We start from the raw sequence: 19,976 nt of genomic DNA, 5'->3' as shown, positions 1-19,976 counted from the left end.
CCCTGGAATTTCTACAATCCAGTCCCTGTTGTCCCCGCTGGTCGGGCTCTTTCGGTCCGATCCACCGGTGCATGCCGGAGCCGGTGTGAAGGAGCGTCACGTCCGTGAAGGAACGCTACCAAGAGATTGACGAGAAGAACGAAGCGCTGCGCGACTACCTTGGCATCTACAAGGAGAAGGCCCGCGAGTTCCTCGAGCGGTTCGAGATGTCGTGGATCTACCACGACGCGGCGCTCGAGGGGACGGTGTACACCCAGCAGGAGCTGGTGGCGGCACTGTTCCCCGAACGGGCCAGCATGGACCCGGCGATGATCCCCGTGGTGCTGGAGATCCGCAACCACAAGGCGGCGTGCGACTACCTGCGCGAGGAGGCGTCAGCCACCGGCAAGAAGCAGACGCAGATCACGCTGACCACCATCAAGCGGATTCACGATCTGCTGTGCGGCAACACGCCGGAGGCACAGGCGACGCGGGCCAACATCGAGCGGCGCGAGCGCACGGAGAAGGAGCTGGCCAAGGAGCGTGAACGCAGCGGCTACCGCAAGGACATGCCCCTGCACCGCACGTACTTCCACGAGATCGCCCAGCCGGCGAAGATCCAGCCCTTGCTGGAGAAGCTGGTGGACTACACCGGCAGCGCCGAGTTCCGCGAGTTCCACCCCATCAAGCAGGCGGCGGTGGCCCAGCACAAGTTCATGCAGATCTTCCCCTTCACGGAGAACAGCGGGAAGGTCGGCCGGATGCTCACCAACCTCGTGTTGCTGCGCAACGGCTACATGCCGGCGATCATCCACTCCATCGATCGGCAGCGCTACTACGAGTCCCTGCGCGGCGCCGAGGGCGTGTTCCGCACGCTGCTGATGGACGCCATCGAGAACTCGCTGGACAACGGCGTGAAGTACTTCAAGGACATGGGCCGGCGCTACAAGGCCATCAACTAGGCCATGTGCGCCGGGGCTCACGAGTCCTCGCGGGAGGCGTGAGCCGGGCCCTCGGGTGATCCGGGGAGCATGGCGCGCGCAGCCTGCACAGGTCCTCACGAAGAGCGCGCGGGGCTGGAAGGCCCCGCCCCTCCTTCCTCCTCACATCCCAGCGGATACCCGGACGAGCGGCGTAGCCTGGAGCTGATTGCCCGGGCCCTGGCTGAGCTCCCAGACGGAGACCCGGAGCGGCTGGGCATCTGTCTGGATACCTGCCATCTGTTCGCTGCCGGATACGATTTATCGCCCGAGGCCGGTTACCATGAGGTGATGGCCGAGTGTGACCGGGTGGTAGAGCAGGTGCACGGCACCAGGAGGTGGGCAAGGGAGCGATCGGGCTCACGCCCTTCCGCTGCCTCATGAAGGATCCTCGCTTCGTCAACACCATAGGAATCCTGGAGACGCCCCTTGCGGAGCGTTACCCAGAAGCGATCCGGCATCTCGAATCGCTGAGCCGGAGGAAGTAAACACAGCACCCATGCCTGCTACACCGACAGCCAACAGCCGCAGGACGCTCGGAGGCGGAGAGGGCACCGAGCCCCCGCCACGCATCGCGAACCTGCCGGCGCGCGCCAAGCTGGAGCGGCTGCTCCGGGTGGCCAAGGGCCACAAGAAGGCCCTCGTGCTCACCCACGACAATCCGGATCCGGACTCCATCGCGTCGGCGGTGGCGCTGGCCCACCTGCTCGAGGAGCGGGCCGGCGTGGAGGTTGCGCGGGTCGGCTACGGAGGCATCATCGGCCGCGCGGAGAACATCGCCTTCGTGAAGGTGCTCCGCCTGCCCGTGGTGCCTATCGCGCAGCTCGACCTGGACGAGTATGGCTTGCTGGGGCTGGTGGACACCCAGCCGCCCACGGGCAACCACGCACTGCCGCCCCGCCTGCGCGGAGAGGTGGACATCGTCATCGACCACCACCCGCTGCGCAACGAGAGCCTCGAGTCACCCTTCGCGGACGTGGGAGGTGACTACGGCTCCACGTCGACGATGCTGGCGGAGTACCTGCGCGCCGCGCGGTTGGAGCCCTCGACGGAGGTGGCCACCGCGCTCTTCTACGGCCTGAAGGCGGACACGCGGGACCTGGGACGCGAGACGACGCAGACGGACATCGACACGTACCTGTGGCTGTTCCCGCGGATGGACAAGCAGCTGCTGGGGCAGATCGAGCACCCGGAGCTGCCCGCGCGCTACTTCCAGCTGTACCACACGGCCTTCGAGCGGGCGAAGGTGTACGGGGACACGGCGATCGTCACGGACCTGGAGGAGGTCTACTCGCCGGACATGGTGGCCGAGGTGGCCGAGCGGCTGATGTTCCTCGAGGGGATGAAGTGGTCGCTGGCGTACGCGACGTACCGCAACCAGCTCTTCATGTCGCTGAGGGTGAAGGACCGGAGGATGAACGCGGGCCGGCTGATCCGGGAGATCTGCGAGGACTACGGCGGTTCGTCGGGAGGCCACGGCAGCATGGCGGGCGCGCGGATTCCGCTGTCGGGGCGAGCCACCCAGCGCAAGGCGCTCAAGCGCGAGCTGGTGCGCCGCTTTCTCGAGGCCTTCGGAGTGGCGGACGAGCGGCCCACGGGACTGCTGTCCGCGCCATCGCCGTGATCTACTGGGACCACAACGCGGCCTCGCCGGTGCGGCCGGAGGTGGCGGCGCAGCTGGCTCGGGCCTTCTCCGAAGGCGGCTGGGGCAATGCCTCGAGCGTGCACCGGAGCGGGCGCGAGGCCCGAGGCCGGCTGGACGCGGCACGGGCCCGGGTGGCGCGCGTGCTGGGCTGCGAGCCGAAGGAGGTGTGCTTCACCGGCTCGGGCTCGGAGTCGGATGCACTGGCGCTGAAGGGCGCCTGGCTCGCGCGCAAGGAGACACGGCGGCGGCGCGTGGTGGCATCGGCCATCGAGCATCCGGCGATCCTGGCGGCACTGAAGCAACTGGAGGCGCAGGGCGCGGAGGTGGTGCGGGTGCGCCCGGAGAGGAACGGCCGGGTGGCGCTGGAGACGATGCTGGAGGCGCTGACGCCGGAGACGGTGCTCTGCTCGTTGATGTGGGCGAACAACGAGACGGGCGTGGTGCAGCCGGTGGCGGATCTGGCGAGGGCGTGCCGGCAGCGAGGCATCCTGTTCCACACGGACGCGGTGCAGGCGGCGGGAAAGCTGCCAACGCACCTGCGAGAGGTGGACGCGGACCTGCTGTCGCTGGCGGCGCACAAGTTCGGAGGGCCCGCGGGTGTGGGCGTGCTGGTGGTGCGCAGGGGCGTAGAGGTGCAGGCGCTGACACCCGGGCACCAGGAGGCCGGCGTGCGAGGCGGGACCCAGAACGTGCCCTACGCGGAGGCCCTGGCCCTGGCCCTGGAGCTGGCCCACGAGGAGCAGCCAACGCACGCGGCGCGGGTGCAGGCGCTGAGGGACACCTTCGAGCGGGAAGTGCGCTCGCGAATCGCGGACGTGACGGTGAATGGAGAAGGTGCGCCGCGGGTGCCGAACACGAGCAACCTGTGCTTCCACGGCACGGACGGTGAAGCGCTGCTGATCGCCCTGGACCTGGAGGGCATCTGCGTGTCCTCGGGAGCGGCGTGCGCCTCGGGAACTCTAACCCCCTCGCATGTGCTGCTGGCGATGGGCCTCACCCCGGCGCAGGCGAGCGCCTCGCTGCGCTTCTCCCTGGGACCCACGACGACGGAAGAGGACGTGGCGCGGGTCGTGGAAGCGCTGAGCAAGCACGTCCCGAGCGCCCGTGCGCTGAGCCTGGAGTAACGGCGAGCCACAACCCCCTCCCCTGCCCCGCAGCCCTCCAGCGCGAGCCGTGCCCCGGGCTCACCATTTCTGGTCGGGGAGCTGCTTCTCGCGAACGTCCTCGGGAGGCTGGCCATAGCCCGGGATGCCCTCACGGGCCTCGTTGGGACTCGGCGGCTTGCGCTCGAACTTGCGCTCCGTGTTGGCCTCGCGGGTCTCCTGCGGTTTCTTCTCCTTCTCGGTCGTCATGGCGAATCCTCCCGTATGCGCGAGCGCACACCTCCTGCAGAAGAGGGTCGGCATGAAGTGAACCCCCGGCATCCCGGGAGGAGCGGACGGAAGAGCGCAGCCCCGCCCCCTCACCCAGGAGCAGGAGGGCGGGACTACTTCGCGTCGGAGATGCCGAACAGCCCGCGCACGACGGCGGCGATGGCCAGCGGCGTGCCCACGCGCTCGTCGTAGTGGGGCGCCAGGGCCTCGGCGAAGGCCTCGGCGGTGGGGAACCGGTCCTCGGGATTGACCGCGAAACCGCGATGGATGACCTCATCCAGGGTCTCGGGGATCTCCGGGCGGATGAGGCTCGGCGGCAGGTAGTCCCGGTAGACGATCTTCGTGAAGACCTCTTCCGGGGTGGAGCCGGTGAAGGGGCGCTGCAGCGTCAGCAGCTCGTAGAGCACGACGGTGGCGGCCCACAGGTCCACCTGCGGGGAGATGGCGCCCTGCAGGGCCTCCGGCGAGAGGTAGTAGGGCTTGCCGAGCACCTCGCCGCCCTGGAGCACCCCATCCACGCGCAGGCGGGCCACGCCGAAGTCACCCAGCTTGATGTCCCCCAGCCGCGAGATGAACAGGTTGGAAGGCGAGATGTCGCAGTGGACGATGCCCAGCGACTCGCCCTGGGGGCCGGCGATGGAGTGCGCGTAGCTCAAGGCCTCGAGCAGCACCCGGCCCAGATAGATGGAGAAGTCCAGCGGCAGGTAGATGCCGCGCAGCTTGCAGCGGCGCAGGATGTGACCCAGGTCCCTGCCGTCCACCAGGTCCATGACGATGAAGTACTGGCCGTCGACCAGCCCCACGTCGAGCACCTGGACGATGTTGGGATGATCCAACTGCTTGGTGAGGCGGGCCTCGGCGGCGAACAGGGCGACGGAGGCCGGATCCTTGGTGAGCGCGGGCAGCAGCCGCTTGAGGGCCACAATCCACCCCTGGCGCGGGCCGGAGCGGATGCGAGCGCGGAAGACCTCGGCCATTCCCCCCTTGCCGAGCTGTGACAGGATTTCGTAGTTGCCGAGGATCCGGGGAATCCGCGGCGTGGGAGAGGTGCTCACGCGCTCACGGTCCCATCTGTTGCCGCCTTCCGGCAGAGGGCTTGGAGTAGTTGTTGAATGCCTGTTGGGCCAGCTGCACGTACTTCCCGAAGGACGCGGGATCCGACAGCAGCAGCTTCTCCAGCTCGGTGTCCTGGGCACCCTCGGCGATGGCGAAGCCCAGCCTCACCGCCTGCCCCAGGTTGCCCAGCGCCTGCGTCCTGTCGCCGAGCCGGCTATAGGCACAGGCCAGGTTGTAGTGGATGCTCGGCTCGCGCGGGTTGAGCGCCCGCGCCCGATTCAGCGCCTCGATGGCCTCGGGGGCCTGGCCACGCATCAACCACGCCGTGCCCAGGCCGAAAAAGGCCACCCAGTTGCGGTCGTCGTGGGTGATGCTCCGCTCGAATTCGGCGGCCGAGCCGCTCCAGTCCTTCAGCCCCAGCATCCGGTTGCCGCGCTCCAGCGCCTCCTTGGCGGCCTCGGGGCTGCGCTTCTCCGTGCGCAGGCGCGCCACGGACGAGGACCCACCGAGCACCGGCTCCGCCGGGGAGGCCCCCTCCGGCGCCAGCACCATCACGCCGCCTGACCCCACCACCGGCGCCTGGCAGCCCGCCGCCCGTGGCTTCACGTAGGCCGTCAGCGTGCGCTCCTCCGGGCTGTAGAGGGCGAGGATGGGCAGGGTCTCCACCGGCGGGCAGGACGCCCCCAGCAGGCACACGGTGAGCTGGCCCACCAGCACATTGCCCTGGAACTCGCCCTCCAGCACCGGGCGCCGGGACTCGAAACCGCAGGGGCCACCTCCCGAGGCGTACGCCACGAGCCGCTCCTTCTCGGTGCTCAACTCCACCCGGCCCAGCACGCCCGCCTGGTAGCTTCCCTGGAGGACGGTCTCCGCCCTGGCGGCTCCGGGGGCTGCGGCGACGAGGGCCGCGAGGCCGATTGTTCTGGATACGGACGCCATGGGTGGGAGCGCCCCCATCATAGGAGGGGGCCGGTTGCCTTGTAAACGCGCGCCAATGGCTTGACCCATCCCTCCTGCGTTCTTATCATTCCTCCAGGCATTCCTGGGTTTCCCCAGGAGTTTCAAGGATTTGCAGTCAGCGAAAGGGTTGTTGAAGGGCTGTCCCCTGCGGGGCGCGTGATGCCCAGCAGAAATTCGAACCGATACGTCCATCACGGGGTCCGTTTCGAGCTCCATGTGCAAGCCCTCCCCTCGCGGGATGAGGGAAGCCTACGGAACCACGATTTCGAACCCCACCTGGCTTTTTAGGGTTCAATGGACGCTAGGCACACGGCCATGCGGCGGGGGACTTTTTCTTACTCTTGTCGGGAGCGGGGCAGGTGGCGAGCGAGACGGTGGCACAAGAGGGGGCGGCTCGGAAGGTATCGCTGCGCGAGGAGCTGACAGCGCGGCGCAAGGCGATGACGCCGGACATCATCGACGAGCGCGGGCTGAAGGTGCAGGCCCGATTCCTGGCAGCGCCCTATTACCAAAAGGCGAGGACGGTGGCGCTCTACGCCCCCATTCGGGGTGAGGTGCCCACGCGGGACATCCTGATCGCGGCGCTGCAGGACGAGAAGATCGTCTGCTACCCGCTGTCCCACGTCCATGGACGTATCCTGTCCTTCCGGGCCATCAAGTCCGAGGCCGAGCTGGAGCCAGGGAGACTCGGAGTACGCGAGCCGACCAACTCCGCGGAGCTCATCCCGGTGGACCAGATCGATCTGTTCGTGGTGCCCGGGTTGGGCTTCACACGCGACGGCAAGCGGCTGGGCCGGGGTGGCGGGTACTATGACGCCACGCTGAAAGCGGCCTCGCCACGCAGCCGCAGGGTGGGGCTGGCCTTCAGCGATCAGATCGTCGACACCATGCCGACCACCAGTGAGGACGTGGACATGGACCTCGTCGTCACTGAGGCGGAGACACTACGCGGGCTCTACCGCGATTGGGATTTCCTCGACACGTGAAAGTCCTCTTCATGGGCGATGTGGTGGGCAAGCCAGGCGTCATGGCTGTGCGCACACTGCTGCCCAAGCTCATTGCACGCCACTCGGTGGACCTGGTCGTCGCCAACGCGGAGAACAGCGAAGGTGGCGCGGGCATCTCCCCCGAGTCGGCCGAGGCGTTGCTCGACTGTGAGGTCAACCTCCTCACGAGCGGCAACCATTTCTGGACCAAGAAGCAGATCCTCCCCTGGGTGGAGGAGCACCCCCACCTGCTGTTGCGCCCGGCCAACTATCCGAAGGGCGCGCCGGGCCGGGGGCACACGGTCATCCAGACACCGGACGGGCGCAAGCTCGGGGTGCTCAACCTCGAGGGGCGCGTGTTCATGAAGCCCCTGGACAACCCCTTCACGGTGGCGCTGGACCTGATTGCGGAGCTGCGCAAGCAGACGCCCTGCATCCTGGTGGACATGCACTGCGAGGCCACCAGCGAGAAGAACGCCATGGGCGCGCACCTGGACGGCAAGGTGTCCGCCGTGGTGGGTACGCACACGCACGTGCAGACAGCCGACGAGCGGATTCTTCCCGGCGGCACCGCCTTCATCACCGACGTGGGCATGTGCGGCCCGCTGGACTCCGTCATCGGGGTGAGGAAAGAGCTCTCCATCGAGCGCTTCATCACCTTGCGGCACACCCCCTACGAGGTGGCCAAGAACCTCGTCTACCTCCAGGGCGTGGTCATCGACCTGGATGACAAGACGGGCAAGGCGCGCGGCATCGAGCGCGTCCGCGAGCACCTGCCGGGCACCTGAGCCGGATTCCGCGCGTCCCTTCCGGGTTTTTCGGTTAGGTTTCGCGCGCCATGTCCGAAAACCCGCTGCGCAAGGCAACCCCCCAGGAGCAGTTCGAGGAAGTGACCCGAGGCACCGTGGACATCCAGGTGCCCGAGGAGCTGAAGAAGAAGCTCGAGCGCTCGTATGAGACGGGCAAGCCGCTCGTCATCAAGGCGGGCTTCGACCCGAGCCGGCCGGACCTGCACCTGGGACACTCGCTGCTGCTCACGCGCATGCGGCGCTTCCAGGAGTTCGGCCACCAGGTGGTGTTCCTCATCGGTGACTTCACCGCGCTCATCGGCGATCCCTCGGGAAAGAACGTCACGCGCCCCGCCCTCACCCGCGAGGAGGTGAAGGTCAACGCGAAGACGTACCAGGACCAGGTCTTCAAGGTGCTGGACGGGGCGAAGACCCAGGTGCGCTTCAACTCCGAGTGGTTGGACAAGCTAGGCACGGAGGGGATGATCCGCCTGGCGGCGCGCTACTCGGTGCAGCGCATGCTGGAGCGCGACGACTTCAAGACGCGCTTCCGGGAGAACCGCTCCATCTCCATCCACGAGTTCCTCTACCCGCTGCTGCAGGGCTACGACTCGGTCGCGCTGAAGGCGGATGTGGAGCTGGGCGCAACGGATCAGCTCTTCAACCTGCTGGTGGGCCGACAGCTCATGAAGGAAGAGGGCATGGAGCCGCAGGTCATCATGACCGGCCCCATCCTCGAGGGCCTGGACGCGAAGATGGTCGACGGGAAGATCGTCGGCGACAAGATGTCCAAGAGCCTGGACAACTACGTGGGCATCAGTGATCCGCCGGAGCAGATCTACGGCAAGCTGATGAGCATCACGGACGACCTGATGTGGCGCTACTACGAGCTGCTGTCGTCCCGCTCGCTCAAGGAACTGGCCGAGCTGAAGGACAAGGTGGCGCGCGGGGAGCTCCACCCGAAGGCGGCGAAGTCGGGGTTCGCGCAGGAGATCGCCGCGCGCTTCCACGACGAGGAGTCGGCGCGCAAGGCGATGCAGGCCTGGGAGGAGCGCTACTCGCAGAAGAAGATCGTCGCCGAGGATCAGCCGCTGGTGGAGGTGTCACTGGCGGGGGCGCCCAAGCTGCCACTGGCCAAGGCGCTGGCGGAGGCAAAGCTCGTGACGTCGGTGACCGAGGCCCGCAAGCTGATGGGCCAGGGCGGCGTGCGCGTCGCCGGAGAGAAGGTGTCGGACCCCAAGCACGAGCTGGAGGCGGGCGAGTACCTGGTGCAGGTGGGCAAGCACAAGTCCGCGCGCATCAAGCTGGCCTGACGCTCCCGGCAAGCCCCTCCCCTTCCCCAGGCGAGGGAGGGGCTTCCGCGCCCGAGGCCGACGCGCGTGTGGCCTCGCCGCAGGGAAGCACCACCGTGAACGTCGAGCCCTGGCCGGGTGTGCTCTCCACGTGCACCGAGCCTCCGAGCGCCTCCGTGATGCTCCGCACGATGTAGAGGCCCAGCCCGAATCCTCCGTAGTGCCGGGTCGGTACCGCGCGCTCGAAGCGCTCGAAGATGTGGGGGAGGCGCTCGGGCGAGATGCCAATCCCGTGGTCCACCACCGCGAGCTCGGCCGAACCACCCCTCCGCGCGATGGAGAGCTCAATGGGCTTGCCCTCTCCAAACTTGAGGGCGTTGCCGAGCAGGTTCGCGACCACCTGATCCAACCTGCTCCGGTCCCACAGCCCCACCACGGCCGCGTCCGCGCGGACGTCCACCTGGGAGCCGGACTGGACGATGCTCTCGTCGAAACGCTCCATGACATCGGCCACGACCGCCACGAGGTCGACCCGCTCGAGATACAGCTCGAGCCGCCCGGCGTGGAGCCGCGACACGTCCAGCACATCATCGACCAGGCGCATGAGCCTGCGCACCTGCTTGTCCGTCGCCTGGAGCACCCTCATGACCCGTTCCTCGGAGGGGCGCTCGCGTCTGCGGATCACCGCCTGGAGTCCGATGTTCATGGAGGTGATGGGCGTCTTCAGCTCGTGCGCCGCGACCCCCAGGAACTCCTCGCGGATGCGGATACCCTCCTGGGCCTCCTGATAGAGATGGGCGTTGTCGATGGCGATGGCGGCCCGGCGGGCCAGCTCCTCGGCGAGCGCCTGGTCCGCGGGTCCGAAGGGGCGCCTCGGGTCCGCGGTGCCGACGGAGATCGCCCCCAGCCTCCTGCCACGCGCCACGAGCGGCACCGTCATGACGCTCTGGGACCCGAGGCCCTGGATGAGCCGCAGGTGTTCCGCATCGCGACAGAAGGGTTGCAGCACGGCCTCCGTGAGCTCCGACAGCACGAGCGGCTTCCCGTTGGCCACGACCCGGGCCGAGGGATGCGGCGAGCCCCAGTCGGGCGGATACCGCTCCTCGAGCTCGCGGAGGATCCGCTCCTTCCTGGGATCCGCGTGCACCCCGGCCAAGCGGCGGAGCTTCCCTCCCGTCTCGACCACGTCGACGACGCACCAGTCCGCGAATGCCGGGGCCACGAAGCGCGCCAGACGCCTCAGGGTGGTCGCGTAATCCAGCGACTCGGCGAGCAGCGCGCTCACGTCAGACAGGAAGCGCACGGCCCTCTCCGCTCGCGTCCGCTCCTCCACCTCCACCTTGAGCTTCTCGAACAGGAGGCTGTTCTCCAGGGCGATGGCGATCTGCGAGGACAAGAGCTCCAGCACCCGGACGCGCTCCCGCGTGAAGGCACGCGGGGTCAGATCGTTCTCGAAGAAGAAGGTGCCGAGCAGCGTCTCCTGACGCTGGATGGGGAGCACCAGGACGGACCGCACATGGCCGCGGGCGAGATACGGGTCGGAAGCAAAGGCCTGGTCCCGGGAGGCATCGTCGAGCACGAGGACCCGCCGCGTCTCGCGCACGTGCTGGATGACCTCCCGCGGAAGCTCGCGCGACATGCCCAGCGGCGTCCGATCCGTGGAGACCGGAAGGGTGGCGCCTCCGACCGCCCGGACGAACGGTCCGTCCTCTTCCTCGACGACGAGCACCCCCCGCTCGGCACCCGCCGCCTGGATGCACACCTCCATCAGCTTTCCCAGCAGACGCTCGAGCACGATTTCACTCGAGATGGTCTCCGCCGTCTTGAGCAGGCTGAGTGCGTCGAGTGCCGTCCCGGGGGTGCGCTCCTCGACGGCTCCGAGCCCTTCGTCCCCTTCACTGAGGCCGAACTCGTCATCCAGCGCACGCGCCTTGTCCAGGGCTCCCCACCGGGCCCAGCCCCGCTGCGCCGCGCCCAGATACACGTGGGCCACACGGGTCCGGCCGAGCGCGGAGTAGAGCCGCCCGCAGAGCTCGTCGGCCAGCGCCCTGTCCTGGGGAAACCGGGCCTTCGTCGCCCCTTCGATGGCCTGGTCGTACAGCCCGGTGGCCTCGAGCACCCGACCCTCCACCCGGGCGAGCTCCGCGTCCACGAGCAGGCGCTTGTGGCGGAAGTTCTCCGCACAGCCTTCCTCCCACCGCCGCAGCTTCTCGCGGAGGGCGGCCACACGCGCGAGCCGCTCGCCACGCTCCTCGGGTGTGGCCCCGTCACAGAGCGCCAGAAGGGCCAGCGCCGCGAAGAACGTGTACTCGGCCGAGGGAATGTAGCCCCCCAGGAAGTCCAGGCCCCGAGCCGCCGCCTCGAGCCGCACACGGGCCTCGGCGAAGTCGCGGAAGAGATACGAGGTCTGGAGGCGCAGGATGTTGTACATGCACTCCGTCGTCGGCTCGTTGCGTGTGGCCACGAGGAATGCCGGCTCATCGAACTCGTCGTCGTCGAAGCGGTTCCGGCCCCGCGTGAGCCCCTTCAAGCAGCGGATCGCCTGCCGGTAGGCGAGGTGATTCAGGATCGCCCCCTCGCTCCGGACCTGCCGGCAGAAGCCCAGGCCGTCGTCCAGCTCGGCCAGGATGTGGTCGAGCTCCAGCCCCGCGGTGAATGAGTAGATGACGATCATCGTGCAACCGTAGACGGCATTCTGGAACTCGCCGTACTGCAACCCCATCTCGAAGACCTGATGGGCTCCCGACGCACAGACGGACAGCGGCTCCAACCACGCGCGGACGAAGTTGTTGTACAGCTGAAAGGCCCGAATCTCCTGCAGCCGGTCCTCGAACTTCCGCGCGAGGTCCACCGCGAGGCGGCTGAAGCCCTCGGCGGCCCGGAGCTCGCCCATGCCCAGCAACAACTGCGCATAGACGGCGTACGGCATGATCGAGTCGCTGCAGTTGCCATGCTCCAGCGTGAAGCGGACCCCCTGCGCCGTGAGCAGCAAGAGGAGCTGACGGTCCACGAACCACGCGGGGAACACCATGGCGGAGACGAGCTTCATGTAGACCCGCGCCTCTGGCCGGGTCATGAGGGGCTGGTCCACGAAGGATCCGGGCGAGCGCCCCGCCAGGAGCACGTCGATGGCCTCCCGCTGCGCGGCGATCTGCTCGGCGAACCCATCCCTCGGCCGCTCGGTCCCGAAGAAGGTGCGCATGGCCTCCCATCCCCACTGGAGCGCCGCTTCGTATTCGCCCGTCACCGTGGCGCTCGAGATCCGCAGGGCATGAAGATCCGCGGCATCGGTCATCGACCCCACATGGCGAAGGGCCTCCGCCACCAGCTTGCGGCACAGGTCGTGCTCGCCCGTCAGCGACGCGCACTCCGCCGCGTCCCGATGAAGCAGGAACGAGAGCTCGTCGTACGCGGGCCCCGAGTCCCCTGGTAGCAGCGCGAGGCCACTGCGGAAGTACGCCAGCGCCGGCCCGTACGCCGCGGAGCGCCGCGCCCTCACCCCGGCCCGGTAGTTCAGCCGCGCCAGCTCGTCCCGCTCTCGCGTCCCCGCGAGCAGCTCGCTGCCGAGGTTGAGCTGATCCACGACATCGAACAGCTTCTCGTCCAGCCGTTCGTCGCGGAAGAGCTCCAGGAAACGGCTGCCAATCCGCAGATGGTGCTGCTTGCGCTGCTCCTCGGACAACAGCGCATAGGCGGCCTGCTGGACGCGATCGTGGATGAACCGGAAGGCCGGCTCCGCCCGCTGCGCGCGCTCGTCCTCGGGCACCAGCAGCCCCTCCCGGAGCACCTCGCCAAACCGCGACGCCATCTCGTCCACGGTCCTGCCCCAGGCCGCCGCCAGCGGCTGGAGCTCCACGCGCTTGCCAATGCACGCCGCGAGCTGCAGGAGCCGCTGGGCCTCATCCGACAGCCTCCGGATCGCCGCCGTCATCAGCTCGACCACGTTCTCGGAGATCTCCACCTGCTCGATCTGGTGCAACTCCCAGAGCCAGGTCCCCCGCGTTTCATCGAAGACGAGCAGCCCTCCGCGCTGAAGCGAGCGCAGGAGCTGCCGGACGAAGAAGGGGTTGCCCGCTGTCTTGTCCTGCACGAGCTCCACGAGAGGCCTCGCCCGCTCCGGCTCGCAGCGCAGCACATCCGCGAGCAGCGCGACGAGGGCCTCCGTCTCCAGTGGGCCGACTTCCAGCCTCGTGACGGCCGTGCCCATGCTCCGGATCTCCTCGAGGGTCCGCAGCAGGGGGTGCTTGGGACCGACCTCCCGCGTCCGGAACGCACCGAGCAGCAGCACGTGTCTGCTCTCGGGATCCGCGGCCAGCGCGCGCAGGACCCGGAGCGACGCCGCGTCCGTCCATTGCAGATCATCCAGGAAGAACACGAGCGGCCGCTCCGCGGCGACCGCCCGGATGAAGGCCTGGAGCGTGACGTGGAAGCGGTTCTCCGTCTCCACCGGGCCGAGCGCGGGAATCTCGGACAGCTCACCGAACACGTCCCGAAGCTCGGGGATCAGGTCGATCAACACGCGGCCATTCGCCTGAACCGCCTCCTTCAGCCGCAGGGACTCCTCCGCCCGGCGCTCCATGGGCTCAGCGAGCAGGGCGCGTGCGAGCGCACGAAGCGCCTCCACCACCGACGCGTACGGCATGTTCGCCGCGCGCAGATCGAACTTTCCCGAGACGAACCGGGCCTCCCCCTGCGCGGCCGCGTCCCGCACGGCTCCGACCAGGGCCGTCTTGCCGGAACCCGCCTCGCCCGCCACGAGCACCAGCTCCGTCCTGTTCGCCCGGACGCGGTCAAGGGCCGCCCCCAGCACGGCGAGCTCGCGGTCGCGTCCGTACAGCCGCTCCGGAAACGGCAGCTCCCGGGCGAGATCCAACCGCCCCAGCTCGAAGGGCTCGATGGTCCCGGTGGCGAGCCATTGCCTCCGCGCCTCCCGGAGATCGGCGGCGAGGGCCTCGGCGCTCTGGTATCGCCGCTCCGGCATCTTGGTGAGCAGCCTCTGCACGATGTCGGAGAGCACCTGGGGGACGCGCGGATTCGCGACCGACGCGGCCACCGGCATCTTCGCCAGGTGCGCATGCACCAGCTCGAGCGGATCCGTGGAGCGGAAGGGCGGCGCTCCCGTGAGCATCGCGTAGAACGTGGCGCCCAGCGAATAGAGGTCCGCCCGCCAATCCACGAGCCAGTTCATCCGCCCCGTCTGCTCCGGCGACGCCCACGCCAACGCGGCCACCTGCTCGGGCTCGAGGATCCGAGCGACACTCGCGAGCTCGGCCGCGTCGATGAAGTGCACCAGGGTCACCTTCCCGTTGGTCCCGAGCACCACATGCGACGGCGCGATCGCGCGGTGGACGACCCCCTGCGCGTGGATGCGCGCGCACACGTCCGCGAGCTGGAGGGCGATGTCGAAGAAGCTCTCGACCGGGAGCGGCCCCTCGGACAGGCGTTGCTCGAGGTCCTCGCACCCGGCGTCCTCGAGGACGAGGGTCGGCGCATCCTCCGGGCCCTCGAGAGCGATCGGCCGCTCCACGCCAGGCACGTCGAGCTTGCTCAGCACGGCATACTCGTTGTGCATCAATCGCGCCCAGCGAGGCACCGGAATCTTTCCGGAGAGGGACTTGAGCACCACCGAGCCCGTCTCGGTTGCCAGCCTGCGGAGCACGAAGCGCCGGCAGCGATGAATCTCGGAAGAGTCCCCTGGAGTCACACCGCCCCTCCCTCGAACACGATGGTCCTCCATCAAGGCAGAGTTCCTTTCAAAGATGGAGGCACCCCCAATAAACAGGCGGACGCCCGGGATGAGTCTAGGGCCGCCCGCTCTGCCTGGGAGGAAGCGGGGGTGAGGGTATTCTCCACGGCATGCGGACCCTGACCCTGCTTCTGCTCGCCTTGTGTACCACCCTCTCCTCGCGCGCCCATGCCTCGGGGGCCTTCGTCTCCGGCACCCGGCTGGAGGCCGTGGCGGAACCCGACTCCACGAAGGTCGTCTTCACCGTCGAGCCGGACACGGCCTACCCCGTCATCAAGAAGGGAGGCCCCGGACGAGCATGGTGCAAGCTCAAGGGGGCCACGGGCGAGGGCTGGGTGAAGTGCGACGGCACGGCGGAGCTCCCCGAGAAGCCACGCCTCAGTGGGGAGTTCCTCGCCTCGAGGGACCGCGCCCCCGAGTCCACGCCCCTGCCCGCCAACGCCCCCCAGGCCAGCGGCTGTCCGACGCGCTGCGACAATCCGCCCCTCTTCCGCCAGGCGCCGGCGCTCACGTCCGTGGACCGCGAGGTGCTCGGGATGTGCCCGGCGCGGCCGGACGCCTCGGTGAGCCGCGGCGACGTGCAGCGCTTCGTATCCGCGCACTACGACGACCCGCGCCTCCAGCGGGCCCTGTCCGCCGCGGGGCGCCCGGGCTCGCGCCAGGCCAACATCGAGTGGCTCACCGGCCTCTGGGTGAGCACGGGGCCTCGCAACGCCTTCACCCACGTCTTCTGCGGCGATGACTGGACCACCCGGAGCATCGGCGGACTGCACTACCTGCCGCGCTACGCGCAGCTCGAGGCCGAGGGGAAGCTCTGCTTCGACGGCCCGGCAGTCGGTGGCAAGGCGCTGCGGGGCTCGCAGTACGTCCTCCGCTATCGGGGCGTGGCTCCCTGGTCCTGTGCCGAGAAGAAGCTCGGCGGCTTCATGCGGGACGCGGATCCGGTGAACATGCTCGCCATCGGCACCCGCGCCTTCGCCCGCTGCTGCACACGCGATGGGGCCAAGAAGGAGGGCGGCGTGTACTCGGCGCCGGACCTCGGCGGCACCTCCTGGCGCATCTGGTGCGGCACGCGCAATGGCACCTACGGCATCGCCTCCCTCTTCCCCACCGACGAACGGCCCTCCTGTGGCGAGTAGAGGTAGGTGGTCTCCTACATGACGCGCCAAGGAGCCACCCGAGCGACCTGCTCCACGGTGCTCCAGGGTGGGATGTATCTGGACGACTTCTTGCGTCAACCGAACGGGTCGCCCGTTGTGGAACGGAGTCTTGCAGGTAGAGAATAAGCGAGTCGAAGCGCCCCCCTCTCCCCTCTCGGCTCATGACAAAATCCGTTTGCGTTTTCTGCGGCTCCGCGCCCGGTGTGTATGAAGAGCACATGGGCGCTGCTGTGTCGCTGGGCACGACCCTGGCCTCCCGGGGAATCCAGCTCGTCTATGGAGGAGCCCGGGCGGGACTGATGGGGGCGGTCGCGGACGCGGCGCTCGCCAAGGGGGGGCGGGTCGTCGGAGTCATGCCCCAGGCGCTGGAGCGCTACGAGGTCGCGCACCGGGGCCTCACCGAGCTCATCTGGACGGCGGATCTGCACGAGCGCAAGCGGAAGATGGCGGAGCGCTCCGATGCCTTCGTCGTCCTGCCGGGTGGCTTCGGAACCCTGGAGGAGGCGCTCGAGGTCATCAGTTGGAGGCAGATGCGCATCCACGACAAGCCCATCGTGCTGGTCGACACGCGAGGCTTCTTCCAGCCGCTCGTGGCGCTCACCGAGTCGGTGGTGAAGCACGGCTTCTCGTATGCGCGCGCCGACGCACTCTTCACCGTGGTGTCCCAGGTGGAGCAGATCCTCCCCGCGTTGGGGTTCGAGCCCACGCCGCGGGCGGTGGCGGAGTGACGAACATGAAAGACCTTGTCCCCCTGAAGTACCCCCAGCTCTTCCAAGGGGTGTTCGCCCGCAAGCGCGAGAGCTTCACGCCGCTCGTCGAGGAGGCCCGGAGGGTGCTCCACTCGCTGCCGATCCCCGGAGCGCTGCGGCCCTTCTACGACACGGTGGTGCGCGACAACCCGCAGCCGTCCTTCATGCTGCTGCCGCTGATGTTCCTGACCACGGCCGAGGCCTCGGGGGGTATCCAGGCCTCGCACCGCGAGTTCCTGCCCATCTTCATGCTCAGCATGGAGGCCTGCGCCATCCTGGACGACACGGTGGATCGCACCCCCATGCGCTCGGGGCGGCCCACCTTCCCGATGCGCTTCGGCGAGGCCAGCACCACGCCCTTCGTGAGCACGCTCATCGCGCTGGTCGCCCGGGAGGCGGCGCGCGTGGATCCGCGCCTGCTCGATGCCACGATGCGCCTCTTCGTGGAGCTGCACTCGCTCCAGCTCTGGGAGCGGCACCACATCTACCCCACCGAGGACCTGTTCGAGCGGTGGCTGGAAAACCGCTACCGGGAGAACACCGTCGGTGTCGCCTTCGGGCTCGACACGGCGCTGCTGCTCAACGGACGCGAGCCCTCGCCCCTCGCGGTGCAGGAGCCCTTCGGGCGGATCTTCCAGGACGTCGATGACATCGTGAACATCCTCGAGGACCGGGGCTCCGAGGGCGAGAACGATGATGTGCTGATGGGCGCCGTGACGAGGCCGTTGCTCCTGGCGCTCGAGCGGTATCCGTCCCTGCGCGGCGACCTGTCGGCCCTGTGGGAGACCTGCCGGGCGAAGGCAGCCGGCACCTCCGTGAGGGAGCTGCACCGGGTGACGGTGCACTCGCACGCGACGCTCGAGAAGCTGCTGCGCCCCATCCGCCAGGCCATCCTCGAGGTGGGCGTCCGCGGCACCGTCGCGCAGGTGCTCTCGGACTACCGCACCTGTGTCACCGCCGCTCCGCCGGAGATCCGCCCGGCGATCCAGGAGATGACCTCCACCTGGGTGGATCGCCTCAGGCGATGTAAGGGCATCGAGCTCGTCACCGAGGAGCAGATCCGGCACGCGCTCGATGGCGTGGCCCTGGTGGCCGCATGACGGGGGCCGTCATCTTCGACCGGGACGGCGTGCTCGCCGAGTTCGACCTCGACCGGACGCGCCAGGAGCTCGGGCCGCTGCTGCCCTTCGGACTCGAGCAGCTCGGAGGCCACCTGCGGAGCTGGGCCGCACGGGGACAGGCCGTCACCGACGCCGCGAGCGAGCGGGCCTTCTGGGACGCCTTCTGGGTGAACCTATGCGGAGAGCTGGGGCTGGGCGAGGAGGTGCGCAGCCAGTTGCTGCGCTTCAATCCCCGCCAGACGCTGCGCGCCTTCCCGGACGCGCGCCCGGCACTGGAACAGGCGCGGCGCCGCGGCTACCGGGTGGGAGTGCTGTCCAACTTCACCCTGCTCGACCTGCCCGGCTCGCTGGAGGCGCTGGGCCTGGGAGAGCTGGTCGACGCCGCCCTCTCGGCGGCCATGATTGGCACCGCCAAACCCGCGCCCGAGGCCTATCAGGCCATCACGCGTGCGCTCGGCGTGGCGCCCGAGGCGTGCCTGTTCATCGATGACCGGCCGGAGTGTGTCGAGGGCGCGCGGCGGGTGGGCATGCGCGCGTGGTTGCTCGACCGGCGGGGGAAGAACACGGGAGAAGGCCTGCTGCGCGGGCTCGGCGAGCTGTTCGCGGCCTGACCTTCCCCCGTCCCGCCTGGCCGTGCGCTCAGGCGGCGGCCTTGGCGTCGAGGATGGCGCTGAGCTGCTGGGAGAGCTGGGTGAGCCGGTTGGCCGTCTGCAGCGTCTGCGTGGAGCTGACCTCGGACTGCTGGGCCGTCTGAGCCACCTCGAGGATGGCGATGTTCACCTGCTCCACCGCCGTCGTCTGCTGCTGGGTGCTCATCTCGATCTCCCGCGCCACGTCCAGGTTGGCGCGCACCAGCTCCGCGATGCGCCGGAAGTTGCCGGCCACATCGGAGAACTGCTTCGCGCTGCTCTGCACCGCCTTGGAGCCGTCCTCGGTGGCCATGATGGTGGTGTTGGAGGCGGCGCGGATTTCGTCGATGAGGACGCGGATGTCCTTGGTGGCACCGCCCACGCGGTCCGCCAGCTTGCGGATCTCCTCGGCGACCACGGCGAAGCGCTTGCCGTTCTCGCCCGCGCCGGCGCTCTCGATGGTGGCGTTGATGGCGAGGATGTTCGTCTGCTCGGCCAGCTCGTTGATGATGTCCAGGATGCCGCCGATCTCCTGCGAGCGCTTACCCAGCTCCAGCATGTGGTTGACGATGGCGTCCACCTGACGGTTCACCGTGTCGATGGCATCCTGGGCGCGCTGCACCGTCTCGTTGCCCGTGCGCGCGGCACCGGCCGTATCATCCGCCACGCGCGCCACCTGCTGCGCGCTCGAGGCGATCTGCCGCGAGGTGGACAGCAGCTCCTTGACGGTGGTGGAGATCTCCGTGGTGGCCGAGGCCTGCTCGCGAGCGCCGGTCACCTGCTGGGAGGCGGCCGAATGGAGCTCGGTCGAGGAGCCCTGCACCTGCGCGATGGCGGTCTGGAGCTTGCGCTCCAGGTTCTTGCCAATGAGCATGGCGGTCAGGAGCACGAAGACCAGGATGCCGAGCCCATCAATCCAGAAGAACTGATTGAAGGCGCGCACATCCTCCTCCTGCTGCCCGTCGCGCGTGGCGAGCAGCGTCGCCTCCTGCTGCTGCATCTCCGCGATGGACTTGCGGATGGCGTCCATCAACTGCTTGCCTTCACCGGAGTTGATGGAGGCCAGGGCCGGCTCGAAGCCCTGGGTGCGACGCACCTCGATGGTGGTCCGCAGGCTGACCATCTTCTGGTCGACGAGCTCCTTGAGCACCTCCAGGCGACGCACCTGCTCGGGGTTGTCCGCGATGAACTCGCGCAGGGCGGCGAACTCCTTGGCCAGGGCCCCGGTGGCCTGGCGGTAGGGCTCGAGATAGGCGTCGTTGCCGGTGAGGATGTAGTCGCGTTGCCCCGACTCCGCGTCCTTGACGATGGTGAGAAACCGCTCGATCTCGCTGAGGGTCTTGTGGCTCCGCGACACGAGGGTCGACGCCTCCGCGAAGGCCTGGGTGCGCTGGCGGGTCAGGAAGATAAAGATCCCGATCAACGACGTCACCAGCAGGAAGCCCACGAAGAACTGCCGCCCCACTGTCCATCTCGAAAGCATCGTCTCGTCTCCTCGGCCGGGAGGAGGAG

Annotated in this window: 15 protein-coding genes and 1 other RNA gene; 11 read left to right on the top strand and 5 right to left on the bottom strand. The window is 68.6% G+C overall.

Features of this window, described 5'->3' with window-relative positions; genetic code table 11:
• The first annotated feature begins 104 nt into the window (after positions 1-104).
• The 3 genes from DAT35_RS40150 (at position 105) to DAT35_RS40135 (ending at position 3,728) form a co-directional block, all read left to right on the top strand.
• Positions 105-941, top strand: a complete 837-nt coding sequence (locus DAT35_RS40150; protein WP_108074581.1) for a Fic family protein — start codon at positions 105-107, stop codon at positions 939-941.
• Between the two features lie 517 nt (positions 942-1,458).
• On the top strand, positions 1,459-2,583 hold the full coding sequence (locus DAT35_RS40140) for a bifunctional oligoribonuclease/PAP phosphatase NrnA (protein ID WP_108074580.1): 1,125 nt from the start codon (positions 1,459-1,461) through the stop codon (positions 2,581-2,583).
• The gene (locus tag DAT35_RS40135; protein WP_108074579.1) at positions 2,580-3,728 is read left to right on the top strand and encodes a cysteine desulfurase family protein; all 1,149 of its coding nucleotides are present in this window, start codon (positions 2,580-2,582) and stop codon (positions 3,726-3,728) included. The genes DAT35_RS40140 and DAT35_RS40135 overlap by 4 nt, the downstream gene beginning before the upstream one ends.
• Positions 3,729-3,788: 60 nt before the next feature.
• On the opposite strand, the gene DAT35_RS60180 is transcribed toward DAT35_RS40135, so the two are convergent.
• The 3 genes from DAT35_RS60180 to DAT35_RS40125 all read right to left on the bottom strand — a co-directional run bounded on the left by DAT35_RS60180 (position 3,789) and on the right by DAT35_RS40125 (position 5,972).
• Positions 3,789-3,956 carry a hypothetical protein gene (locus DAT35_RS60180; RefSeq protein WP_199243135.1) on the bottom strand — a complete coding sequence of 56 codons (168 nt, stop codon included), beginning with the start codon at positions 3,954-3,956 and terminating at the stop codon, positions 3,789-3,791.
• A gap of 134 nt (positions 3,957-4,090) precedes the next feature.
• The gene (locus tag DAT35_RS40130) at positions 4,091-5,032 is read right to left on the bottom strand and encodes a serine/threonine-protein kinase (RefSeq protein WP_108074578.1); all 942 of its coding nucleotides are present in this window, start codon (positions 5,030-5,032) and stop codon (positions 4,091-4,093) included.
• 4 nt (positions 5,033-5,036) lie between these two features.
• Positions 5,037-5,972, bottom strand: a complete 936-nt coding sequence (locus DAT35_RS40125; RefSeq protein ID WP_146210086.1) for a tetratricopeptide repeat protein — start codon at positions 5,970-5,972, stop codon at positions 5,037-5,039.
• A gap of 160 nt (positions 5,973-6,132) precedes the next feature.
• Between DAT35_RS40125 and ssrS the strand changes: the two genes are divergently transcribed.
• The 4 genes from ssrS (at position 6,133) to tyrS (ending at position 9,080) form a co-directional block, all read left to right on the top strand.
• A non-coding RNA gene (gene ssrS, locus DAT35_RS40120) (6S RNA) lies at positions 6,133-6,324 on the top strand.
• A 28-nt stretch (positions 6,325-6,352) separates the two neighbouring features.
• Positions 6,353-6,979 carry a 5-formyltetrahydrofolate cyclo-ligase gene (locus DAT35_RS40115; protein ID WP_108074576.1) on the top strand — a complete coding sequence of 209 codons (627 nt, stop codon included), beginning with the start codon at positions 6,353-6,355 and terminating at the stop codon, positions 6,977-6,979.
• Positions 6,976-7,767, top strand: a complete 792-nt coding sequence (locus tag DAT35_RS40110; protein WP_199243134.1) for a TIGR00282 family metallophosphoesterase — start codon at positions 6,976-6,978, stop codon at positions 7,765-7,767. The genes DAT35_RS40115 and DAT35_RS40110 overlap by 4 nt, the downstream gene beginning before the upstream one ends.
• A gap of 50 nt (positions 7,768-7,817) precedes the next feature.
• Positions 7,818-9,080 (top strand): tyrosine--tRNA ligase, encoded by a 1,263-nt coding sequence (tyrS, locus tag DAT35_RS40105; RefSeq protein ID WP_108074574.1) that lies wholly within the window; start codon positions 7,818-7,820, stop codon positions 9,078-9,080.
• Here the strand turns inward: tyrS and DAT35_RS40100 are convergent.
• Entirely contained in the window at positions 9,067-14,763 is a 5,697-nt protein-coding gene (locus tag DAT35_RS40100) for an AAA family ATPase (protein ID WP_158502099.1), read from the bottom strand. The genes tyrS and DAT35_RS40100 overlap by 14 nt on opposite strands.
• 152 nt (positions 14,764-14,915) lie before the next feature.
• On the opposite strand from DAT35_RS40100, the gene DAT35_RS40095 reads away from it, so the two are divergent.
• From DAT35_RS40095 to DAT35_RS40080, 4 genes are all read left to right on the top strand, one after another.
• Entirely contained in the window at positions 14,916-15,944 is a 1,029-nt protein-coding gene (locus tag DAT35_RS40095) for an EndoU domain-containing protein (protein ID WP_108074572.1), read from the top strand.
• Between the two features lie 182 nt (positions 15,945-16,126).
• The gene (locus DAT35_RS40090) at positions 16,127-16,693 is read left to right on the top strand and encodes a TIGR00730 family Rossman fold protein (RefSeq protein ID WP_108074571.1); all 567 of its coding nucleotides are present in this window, start codon (positions 16,127-16,129) and stop codon (positions 16,691-16,693) included.
• A 5-nt stretch (positions 16,694-16,698) separates the two neighbouring features.
• Positions 16,699-17,814 carry a polyprenyl synthetase family protein gene (locus DAT35_RS40085; RefSeq protein WP_108074570.1) on the top strand — a complete coding sequence of 372 codons (1,116 nt, stop codon included), beginning with the start codon at positions 16,699-16,701 and terminating at the stop codon, positions 17,812-17,814.
• Positions 17,811-18,446: an HAD family hydrolase gene (locus DAT35_RS40080; RefSeq protein WP_108074569.1), complete on the top strand. Its 636-nt coding sequence runs from the start codon at positions 17,811-17,813 to the stop codon at positions 18,444-18,446. Before DAT35_RS40085 ends, DAT35_RS40080 begins: the two co-directional genes overlap by 4 nt.
• A gap of 28 nt (positions 18,447-18,474) precedes the next feature.
• Here the strand turns inward: DAT35_RS40080 and DAT35_RS40075 are convergent, their stop codons facing one another.
• Complete coding sequence (locus tag DAT35_RS40075; RefSeq protein ID WP_108074568.1) at positions 18,475-19,947, bottom strand: CHASE3 domain-containing protein; 1,473 nt, start codon at positions 19,945-19,947, stop codon at positions 18,475-18,477.
• Positions 19,948-19,976 lie beyond the last annotated feature (29 nt).

The organism is Vitiosangium sp. GDMCC 1.1324, from assembly GCF_003044305.1.
Lineage (GTDB): Bacteria > Myxococcota > Myxococcia > Myxococcales > Myxococcaceae > Archangium.
The sequence above is the reverse complement of the archived record's forward strand: the minus strand, read 5'-3'. Positions and strand labels throughout refer to the sequence as shown.